Annotated in this window: 1 pseudogene; it reads right to left on the bottom strand. The window is 67.6% G+C overall.

From position 1 onward, the window contains the following. Positions 1 to 398, bottom strand: a pseudogene (locus tag JWG43_RS19085) (DNA mismatch repair protein MutS); the annotation flags it as partial.

Below are 398 nucleotides of genomic sequence, written 5' to 3'. Positions count from 1 at the left end.
CTCCCCGTTCTCCTGCCCCGGCAGCGGATACTTCCCGTCCAAGGGCTGCGTCAGGGCCGCCAGAACGGCGGGCAGGGCCGCAAGACTGTTGCCGAGGGCAATGAAGTCCCGCGGGGTGGCCCGGTTGACCGTCACGCGCGTGGACAGGCGCTCCAGGTCATAGACGTCCTTCAGAGCTTCCCGCAACAGGGCCCGGCGGTTGTCGTCATCGTGCAGCAGGGCCACGGCGTCCTGTACGGCCAGGATGGGGGCCGCCTCGCGCCATGGATGCCGCAGCATGTCTTCCAGCAGACGGCCGCCCATGGGCGTCATGGTGTCATCCAGCACATGGCGCAGGGTCCCCTTGCCCTTGCGGCCATTGAGGCGCTGGAAGATCTCCAGATTGCGTTCCGTCACGT

It is taken from the genome of Desulfobulbus alkaliphilus, from assembly GCF_016918545.1.
Taxonomy (GTDB): Bacteria; Desulfobacterota; Desulfobulbia; order Desulfobulbales; family Desulfobulbaceae; genus Desulfobulbus; species Desulfobulbus alkaliphilus.
Note: the sequence above shows the minus strand (reverse complement) of the source record. Positions and strands in the feature narration are given on the sequence as shown.